Raw genomic sequence first — 9,471 nt, forward strand, 5'->3', positions numbered from 1 at the left:
AATGCTTGGATAGCAGCGACGCTGCACTCGACTCGTGAGGCCACCGTCCTGCGCTGAGTTATGCGTTAGACGACGAGAACCTCACCTTCTCGCCCTCTCGTCACGTTTCCGGTCGTCGCGCTTCTTCAGGAAATGCAATACACCCAGATAGCTGCCAATAACGACGGACCAGAACAGGCAAAAACAGGCGAGTGCAACGAAGTGTTTAGCCGTAACGGCAAAACCGATTGCACGAAAAAAAGCCAATGCTGCCAAGAGAAGCCAGGGGGAAAGAATGGCTTTGGCAACGAGCAACGAGGTTTTCATCGAGAGCTAGGTTGAGTTGACACTGAGGGCACAAACGAACCGCCACCCTGAACAACAGCGCCAGCGCCAGCACCAATTAGAGGTGCAGTCGCACTTGGAATCTGCAGGAGCGCTGGGACGCCAGGTGAATACCTCGGGAAGACCGCACCGGAGGCAGCCTGTACGGCACCACCTGCACGAGCTCCGGTTCCGCCAAACATTTGCCCGAGCAGAGCCGAGGCACCGAGGCTATTCGTGTCGCCGTAATATAGATTCTGGAAAGCCGAATTGGCTACGTTGCCCATACCGCCAAGGAACACATTGCCCAGCAATCCCATGTTCATACCAAGCGGTGCGGTTACTGCGCCATTGACGGCTGCAAAAGCGACTTCCCCGGGCCGAACGGTGCCGTTGTTCAGGTAGTACTGCCCAGCAGCATCTGCGCCACCAGAAATAACACCGCCTGTACCACTGGCGACCACGCAAGCAGTTGGATTAAGTGCACAGAATCGCAAGGTTGCTCCAGCGGCCCCGGCAAGTCCAGGGGCTGAAACTATGAAGCCAGCTGCGGCGGCAGCGTCAATTGTCTGATTTTGCATTTGCTGGCGAGCGGCTGCATCTTTAGCGTTCGCAGAAGCCAGTTGCTGGGAAGTCGGCTGCGTTAGCCCATTTTGCATGTAGAAGAAATTCCTGCGGTCCTGCGGCAGGAAGCTGGCATACATGTCAGCATTCGCTTTCTGAGCTGCCGTTGCCTGGAACATATACCCTGGCCCACACGACGGGCATGACGAGTCCGGTGCCAGCATTGCATGAGCCTGCTCTAGGAAAGTGCTTGCTGCTGGGTCCCATGCACCGCCAACGCCATTCTGTACCTGCCTGAAGCCCTGCTGAGCCAGACGTTGCTCAGCATCCTGCTCACTAATACCTTGCTGCTGAGCAAAGCGCTTCGCGTTGTCCTTAATCCACTTCTGCTCATCGGGGTGCAACTGCCGATTGAAGCGGTCCACGTTGTAGCCCGAGAACGCGCCCGCATTTCCGCCAACGGCTCCGCCGACCGCAGTCGCTAAAGCATTGGACACAATGTTGCCCAGCGCTTCGTCCACGTTCTTGTTACCCGTCGGGCTAGAGGAGGCGATGCTTCCGGCCAAGTCGTTGAGCTTGCCGGCTGCCAGCGATGCAGCGCCGCCACCAGCCGCTCCGGCAAGCGCGTTACCGCCACCCAGGCCGCTTACCAAGGCTGAGCCGGCCGCCTGCATTGCCGCGCGATTCAGACCACCTTCCTTCCAACTATCTGCCTCTTGCTGGTACTGCGCGGCAAGTTCAGTATTGCCATCCTTGGCCGCCTGCTTAGCAGCAGCATCTGCGGAAGCCTTCTTGCCATCGGCATAGTCGCCAATGCGCTGCGCCACTGCCTGACCTGCTGCTTGCGCGGCCGACATCATGTCAGCCTGGCTATTCAGGATGTTTTGCAGGTCTGGCGTCTTGCTGACAGTGCCATTCGTACCGGTCGTGTCGCGGCTCAGGCCAGCCACGTCTTGTTTCTGGTTCGCCTTGTCGGTAATGGTGATGGTGCCCTGCGAGATAGCACTACGCGTCGTGGCGCTCTCGCTACCGCTGTCGTTCTGACTGAGCATCGGTGCGCCGCCGGCGACGTTCCTGCTCTTCGAGTCTTCAGACTTCTTGTAGTTGTTACCTCCATTGCCTAGAGAGCCGCTCAGACTGAAGCCACTGCTGCTTGCGTTGTAATCCGAGTGGTTCTGGATGTCCGAGAAGGTCAGCGTGCCGGTGGTCAACTGGTTCTTGTCAGGCGTGGCCGTGCTGGCGATGACCGCGCCCTTGAGGTCCGTGTTGCCCTTGACGGTGATGTCAAAGCCACCCGCGCCCGCCTGGATACGCGACTGTTCATTCACGCCCGCATAGCTACCGCTGGCACTCCCGCTGCTGTGGCTAAAGCTGGCGCTCCCGCCACCCTGGCTGATGCTGAAGCCACCACCCGTGCTTTCCTGATGCGACGTGCTGTGGCTGGTGTCCTGCGTGCTCGCAATGTTCAGGTCACCGCCAATGCTGGCGAGAACCTTGTTGGCATTAACGTTGGCACCGACGACATTCGTATCGCCGCCGCTCACGATGGTGACCGTGTCGCTGGCGTTGATGTGCGTATTGTTCTGCGTCTGCGCGTCCGAGTTCGCGTCGCCGTGCGCCTTCGACATCGAGGCCGACACCCCAAAGCCGCCCGTGCCGTACGACACGCCAACGCTCGCGCTCTTGGATTCGTTGGTGCTGCGCGTGCTGTCCGTGTCCGTGCTGTTCCTCAGGTTGACCTGATTGTTGGCCTGCAGCAGCACATTCTTGGCGTTGACGTCGGAGCCGACGATGTTGACGTTGCCGCTGCCCGGCGTGCCGTCACCGGTCGCCACGAATGCCGCCGTGCCACCTGCCTTGATGTTGCTACCGTTGTGCTGGGTGCTGTCCTCGGTTTGGGTGGTCTTGCTCGACTGCGAGCCCCAGCTCAGTTCAATCTTGGCTTCCGGCTTGGCTGCCATGGCGCCTGCTGCTGCGCCGACATCAGCAACCGCACTCGCTGCTGCAATCCCATGCAGTGCCGCCGCCCGCTTGTCCTGGCTGTTGCCGGCCGCTTCGGCCTGCTGCTGGACGTTCTGGATGGCATCAATAATCGGAGACTTCACCGCCAACGTGAAGCCCGAGCTCTTCGTTTCGTGCGTGTTGTCGTGATGACGGTCCGTGGTCGAAGCGTCGATGGTCACGTTCTGCGCGATGCCCGTCACGTTCTGGCCAGCCACCACGTCGGAGCCGGTGATACGCAGGTCCTTGCCAGCCTGCATGTGGACGCTACCGTCCGTGCTGCCAATCAGGCTGCCTTGCGAGCCACGCACCGTGTCGTTGCTGGTGTCGGTGACCTGGTTGGTACCGTAGGAGATACCAGCACCGGCGCTACCCAGACCGCTCTTCTTGACGTCCTTGAAGTGCGACTCATTGGTGGCTGTGTCCGCCGTCGTGATGGTTAGATTGTTGCCGGCGGCCAGATTCACATCGCCCGTGCCAGCAATGGTGGCTGCCTTCGCCGTCAGGTCACGACCCGCCGCCACGGTCACCGTATCGCCAGACAGCGTAGTACCGACTGCATTCGTCTGACCTGCCGAGTCGATGGTGTGCGTGGTCTTCGTCGAGAGGAAGCCCTTCTCTACTTGGTAATGCTCATCGCGCACGTCCTGGTGGCTCTGGCCGGCGTTGAGGTTCACGTCACGGCCTGCTGCCACTTGGATACCGCCGTTGGCATTCGCATAAGCGGCCGTAGCATTCACGTCGCGGCCCGCACCGATGGCAAGGTTGCCTCCGGTCTGGATTTGCGCGCCGGCATCGGCATACGACGAGCGGTCCGAACGGTTCTTGTCGCCCCAAACGACGTGTTCCTCGTTGGATTGACGTACCGCGTTCAGATTGACGTCACGGTTGGCCGTGATGGTCGCATTGCCCGTCGTGTTGACGGCGGCAGCCGTCAGGTTGGCGTCGCGGCCCGCTTGAATCGACAGCGAGCCTGCATCGACACTCGCCACCTGATTGATATTGGTGCCCGTGGTCGTGATGTTCTTGGTCTGGACCGCCGTGCTGGTCAGGTTGACATCACGGCCAGCCGCCAGCAACACCTGGTCGCCCTGGATATGGCCGCCGAGGTTGTTGATGTCTTGCGTGGCTTGAGCGAGCAGCGTACTGCCCGCCAGCGTGCCGGTGTTGACGACGTTGTCAGCCGTCACCACCGTCACCTTGCGGCTGGCGATGGTGCCGCTGTTGGTGGCGTCGCCCTTGGCGTTGAAGCTGACGTTGTTACCCGCCATCAACGTGCCGCCACCGGTGATGTCGGTGTCCTTGGCACGCAGGTAGACCTGCGGCACCAGCACCTCCTGCTTCGAGCCATCCGCCAGCGTCACGGTCTGCTTGACCATCCAGACGATGTCGCTGGTGAGTTGCGCCATCTGCGCTTCGGTCAGCGCCGTGCCGACGTTCAGGCCGAAGGCCTTGCCCGCCGCAACGCCATTGGCCAGCAGTGCCTTGTACTCGTCTTCGTTGCTGGTGTAGTCACCAATGAAGCGCTGACCGGTAGCACGGATGATTTGCTGCTGAATCAGTTGCTGTTCGTAGAAGCCATCGCCAATGCGCTTGAGCGTGGCACCTGGGTCATTACGCAACTGCGACAGCATGGCGTCGCTCGACGTCCACTGCCGGAAGTTGGTGAAGCGTGGGTCGGTCTCCACCAGCACGTTGCTGCCCGGGTCGCTGATGATGCGATAGAGCGCGTTGTTGGGCAGCGTGAGATTCGGCACCACGGTGCGGATGACCGCGTTGCCGGGCAACGTCACGGTGGTCGGCGTGAGGTTCAGGTTGGTGTCGCCAATCGTCAGGCGGTCTGCAGTCGCGGCCGAGCCACCATTGCCTTGGCCCGCCTTGGTCGAGACCGCGACGGACCGGACCGTGGGCTGGCTGCTCGGTCCTGCGCCATTGGTCGGGCCTACATCCAGTTGGAAGTTGGTCTGGATGGTCTGCCCTTGCCAGGGGCTGACGTCGTAGTCCCGGCGGTCAGGCGTGGTGAAGCCCCCTTCATTGATGTAGGTGTGGAGCGCCGAACCCTTTGTGGTCACCGTTTCGGTACCGGTCATACCCACGTTGTTGGGCCGCGTGCCGATGATGTTGCTACCCGCCAGGTCGCCACCGGCCACGATTTGGCTGGCGACGTTGTTGACCACGCCGGCATTCAACGCCATGTTGCCGCCGGATGTGATGAGGCCGGGGTCGCTCTTTGTCACCGCCGTCCGCGTGATTTGCTGCGTGCCGTCGTAGATGGTGAAAGTATCGACCTGTCGGCTGCGCAGGTCGGCGGCGAACGCGGCGAAGGCTTTGTTCAGCGCCGTATATTGCAAGACGGCATCGTCCTGTCGCTGCTGCCAAGCCTTGTAGTCGGCTCGGTATTGCGCGTTGCCTGCCGCGTTGAAGGGATAGTCCCTCCGATTGGGCTCCTTTCCAATCTCTTGCGGCGGCGTGATACCGAACACGCTCCAGATGCGGTCGGTGGTTTTGTAAAGGAATTGCTCTGGGTAGGTCGATTGAGTGCAGCCATCCGCCGAGCAGGGCGTCTCCGGCACATAAGCGATAAGGGGCGGACGTCCGTCGATGGTGTAATCGAACGGCGGGCCATAACGTTCGAACGGATATTGTGCGGACCCCAACACCATGACGCCCAGGCGCGAATCCCCCAGCCATTGCCAATTCGCGCCGTCCGCGATGCCTGCGCTGCGCTTCTGCATGAACCTGACCGTGCTCGGGTCAATGTCCTGCGTCGAGCCGTTTAGGCGATAAGACACCACACGCCGACCCGGCGAGGTGACGTCGGCGGTCTCGAAGTGGTTGTTCTGGTTGTTGATTTGGTTCGCGGCAATCGTCAAGTTGCCATCGGCGTTGATGGTCGCCGAGCCATTGGTGATGTTCTGCGCCGAGCCGGTCGCGTGGTTGCTCGCATCGAGCGCGCCGCCGATGCGCATATTGCCCGCTGCGTAAATGAGCGCGTGTTCCTGGTTGTTGAGCGTCTGCACGCCCAGGTCCATGTCGCCACGGCTGGCGATGACGCCGGCCACGCCGTTGGCGTTGACCGTGTTGGTCAGTGTGTTGGCGCCAATCGCGACCGAGTCGCCGTACAGGCGACCGGTGTTGACGACGTTGTCCGCCTTGACCACGGTGGCGCCGCCGTCAATGAGGCCGTCGTTGGCAATCGTCCCTTGGGCGGTCAGCGTGTTCGACACCACACCAACCAACTCGCCGCTTTGCGTATTGCTGATGTTGTTGGCCGACACGGCCAGGTTGCGGCCGGCAGACATCGTCCCGGCGTTGGTGACGTTGCCGGTGGTCGTGACGGAAACGTCCTGGCCGGCCGCCAACGTGCCGGTGTTGGCGTAGTCGGACTGCAGGTTCAGGGCGACGCTGCCTTGGGATTGGACCGTACCGTCACCGCTCATCTGCGCAGCCGTCACGCCAACGCTCTTGGTGCCGTTGACGTTGCCTTGGGTGTTGGTCAGACCCACCGTGGCTTTGGCCCCCACCGTTCCTGCCGACTGAATCGAACCGTGCGTGTTGTTGATGCTCGGCGCGGTGATTTGCGTGCTCTGGTCCGAGCGGATAACACCGGCTGTGTTGTCGAAGGATGTGGTGGCAGTCAGCGCCACGTTGGCGCCTTCCATGCCGGTGGTGGCCGTATTGGTGTTCTTGTTGAGCAGCTTGTCGCCCGAGACGGTCAACGTGCCCCCCGCGTGCATCAGGCCGGCGGAGTTGTCGACCGTCGTGCCGGTCACCGTCATGTCGCTGTTGGAGGCGATTTGGCCACCGGCATTGGTGAGCGAGCCACCGGTAACGGTCAGGGCCCCGTCGGACACCATCTTGCCCTGGTCGTTGGAAAGGGTCTGGCCTTGCACTCCCAGCGTGGTGGTCGACGAAATCGTCCCGTGCTGGTTCGTCAGAGAGGTGGCGTTCACCGACACAGCATTGCCAATCACATTGCCGTTCGTATTGGTGAGCGATTGGCTTTGTGTGGTCAGCGTGGTGCCGGCTTGCATCACACCGTTGGTGTTGGTGAGTACGCCGGCCGTCGTGTTGAGTGCGGCCGTCGAGGCGATGGCGCCGCCGGTATTGTCCAGCGCGCCGGTGCCCGTGTTGACCGTCACGTTGCGACCGGACACCGTACCGGCCTGGTTGCCGAGGCTGCCTGCCTGAAGCTGAATGTCTTGCGTTGCCAGCAGCTTGCCACCGGCGTTGGCGACATTGCCTGCGCTGGTGAGCGTCAAGTTGCCTTGGGTGGAACCGACGATACCGCCTGCGGTGTTATCGAGGCTGGCTACCGTGGCGTGAACATCGCCAACGGCGGCCAGCGTACCGCCTTGGTTCGTCATTGCGCCGGCATCGAGCTGCAGCGTGTTGGCAGCCGAGACTTTGCCGGAGGTGTTATCTAGCGCCCCCGTACCCGTATTGAGGGTGACGTTCTGGCCGGCCACCGTGCCGCTTTGGTTGCTCAAACTGGCAGCGGTGATAGCAGCATCCTGTGCGGCCAGCAGTTTGCCGCCTGTGTTGGTGATGGCGCCTACGCTGGTCACATTCAAGGCGCCGCCGCTGGAACCCAATACGCCTGCGGTGTTGTCGAGGCTCGCCACGTTGGCGGTGACATTGCCGGCGCCCGCCAGCGTGCCTTGCTGGTTGACCAGATGGCCGGCTGTGACGCTCGCGCTGCCAGTGGCAGAAACCGTGCCGCTCGTGTTGTCCAGCGTGCCGGCGCCCGTGTTGAGCGTCAGGTTGCGTGCCGAGACGGTGCCGGCCTGGTTGCTCAAACTCGTGCTGGAGATGTTGGCGTCTTGTGCGGCAATGAGCTTGCCGTTGGCATTGGCGATGTCGCCCGTGCTGGTAACTGTGAGGTTGCCGGCGTTGGAGCCCAGTTCGCCGGAGGTGTTGTCCAGCGAGCCGGCCGTAATGGCCGTGTCGCCGTTGGACGCCAGCAAACCGCCTTGGTTGACCACACGCTGCGCGCCAACCTGCAGAGCGCCGGTCGACGACACCTTGCCCGCCGTGTTGTCCAGCGTGCCCGCTGCTTGCACGGTCACGCTATTCGCAGAAAGCGTCGCGTTGCGGGTCGACACATCGCCGCTTGAGGAAAGTGTCAGCGCGCCTTGGGCGGACATGCTGCCGTTGCTGGCGTCAATGCTGGTTGCCGTGACGCCGATGTTTTGGCTGGCCAAGACGCTGCCGCTGTTGCGCACAGCACCGGACGCGTTCAGGGCAACGCTGCCAGGCTGGGTCAGGTTGCCGTTACCGTCCACGCCGGCGCCGATGGTGCCCATGTTGGTAATTTGCGGGCCCGTCACCGTTGCATTGGCGCCGGCAACCAGCGTGCCGCTGTTGGCCGTGCTGCCCGAAACCGAGACATTGCCCGCACCGGTGATGACGCCCTGGTTGTTGACGTTCGGTGCGGACAGGCTGGCATCCGCCGCGCTCTGCACACGCCCGGTCGGCGTGATGGTGACATCGCCGTTGGCGGCCAGGCTCAGGCTACCGGTGAGCGCAGCGAGATTACCGCCGATGTTGACGCCCAAACCAGCTTCGGTACCAATCAACCGCGTGGCGCCGCCACCGTACATGCTGCCCAGTTGGCCGACGTCGATAGCGACCTGCGGCGCCGGGCCGCCGCCTGCAATTGCCGTGGGCGTGACGCTACCGTAGTCGACGCTGTTGGCACCCGCCACTGCGTTGATGCGCTCAGCCCACACCTGGCCGTTGATGGCCATGGCGCGAGACAGCAAATCAAGCTGCGCGCCACGTGCATCGAGGCCCGCACCGTTGACGGTGATTTGCCCTTGCTGGACCGAGATGCTGGAAATGTTGCCCAGCGCATCGAAGTTCGGTGTGCCAGTGGTCAACGTGACCCGAGGCGCCTGGATGAACGAACACCCCGCGCACGTGATGCCTGCCGGGTTCGCCACGATAAGGCTGGCTTGGTTGCCTGCGATTTCCGTGGGCCCCGCCAGCACCGAAGGATTGCCGCTGGTGACCTGGTTCAGGATGACGCGCGCCGCGTTATTGCCCAGGAACGGGTTGCCTTGCACCCAGCCGGCGATTTGCGTCTGGGAATTCTGGCCGCTGTTGTTGAGCACAACGCCAGCCTGGCCCACGTTGTAGTTCGTGAACGAGTTGGAGCTGACGCCGCCGGCCGAGGGGGCGTTGATGTTCACCACCGGCGTGCCGTTTGCCGCGACGCCCACTACCGGGTGCGGACCCGGAACGCTGCGGTCCGGCGTCAGTGACTGCGAATGGAGCCCCGGGGATGCCAGCGCTGCCGCAGCCGTCAATGTCAGGGCAGACGCCCGGCGGCGGCTTGCTCGGCTGCCCGAGTTTCGTCCCTTGCCTGTGCTCTTCGCCGATTCCTCAACTGCGACCAGCATGCCGCGTGCGGCATTGAAGACGGTTCGGTAACACTTCGCGTTCATGGCAAATCCGGGCTTGTAACTTTTACGAAAGGCCGGATTTTAGGTGGGAACTACAACACAATGTGTTGTAGCGTCCCAAACTTTGCATTATTTGAGGATTATCTAGCTTTACTCAGAATTAAGTTGAATTTACTTCACGGAGAACCCCCCCCCG

Annotated in this window: 2 protein-coding genes; both read right to left on the reverse strand. The window is 62.1% G+C overall.

Annotated features, from left to right (window positions below):
• Positions 1-81: 81 nt before the first annotated feature.
• On the reverse strand, positions 82-306 hold the full coding sequence (locus B4F51_RS15970) for a hypothetical protein (protein WP_162905103.1): 225 nt from the start codon (positions 304-306) through the stop codon (positions 82-84).
• A complete protein-coding gene (locus B4F51_RS15975; protein WP_296227080.1) occupies positions 303-9,317 on the reverse strand; it encodes a hemagglutinin repeat-containing protein in 9,015 nt (3,004 codons plus the stop codon). Before B4F51_RS15975 ends, B4F51_RS15970 begins: the two co-directional genes overlap by 4 nt.
• Positions 9,318-9,471 lie beyond the last annotated feature (154 nt).

Origin of the sequence: Ralstonia sp. UBA689 (assembly GCF_002298975.1) — a bacterium.
Lineage (GTDB): Bacteria > Pseudomonadota > Gammaproteobacteria > Burkholderiales > Burkholderiaceae > Ralstonia.

Coding starts and splice junctions, on each gene's coding strand:
- B4F51_RS15970 (WP_162905103.1), bottom strand. CDS start 306: ATGAAAACCTCGTTGCTCGTTGCCAAAGCCATTCTTTCCCCCTGGCTT.
- B4F51_RS15975 (WP_296227080.1), bottom strand. CDS start 9,317: ATGAACGCGAAGTGTTACCGAACCGTCTTCAATGCCGCACGCGGCATG.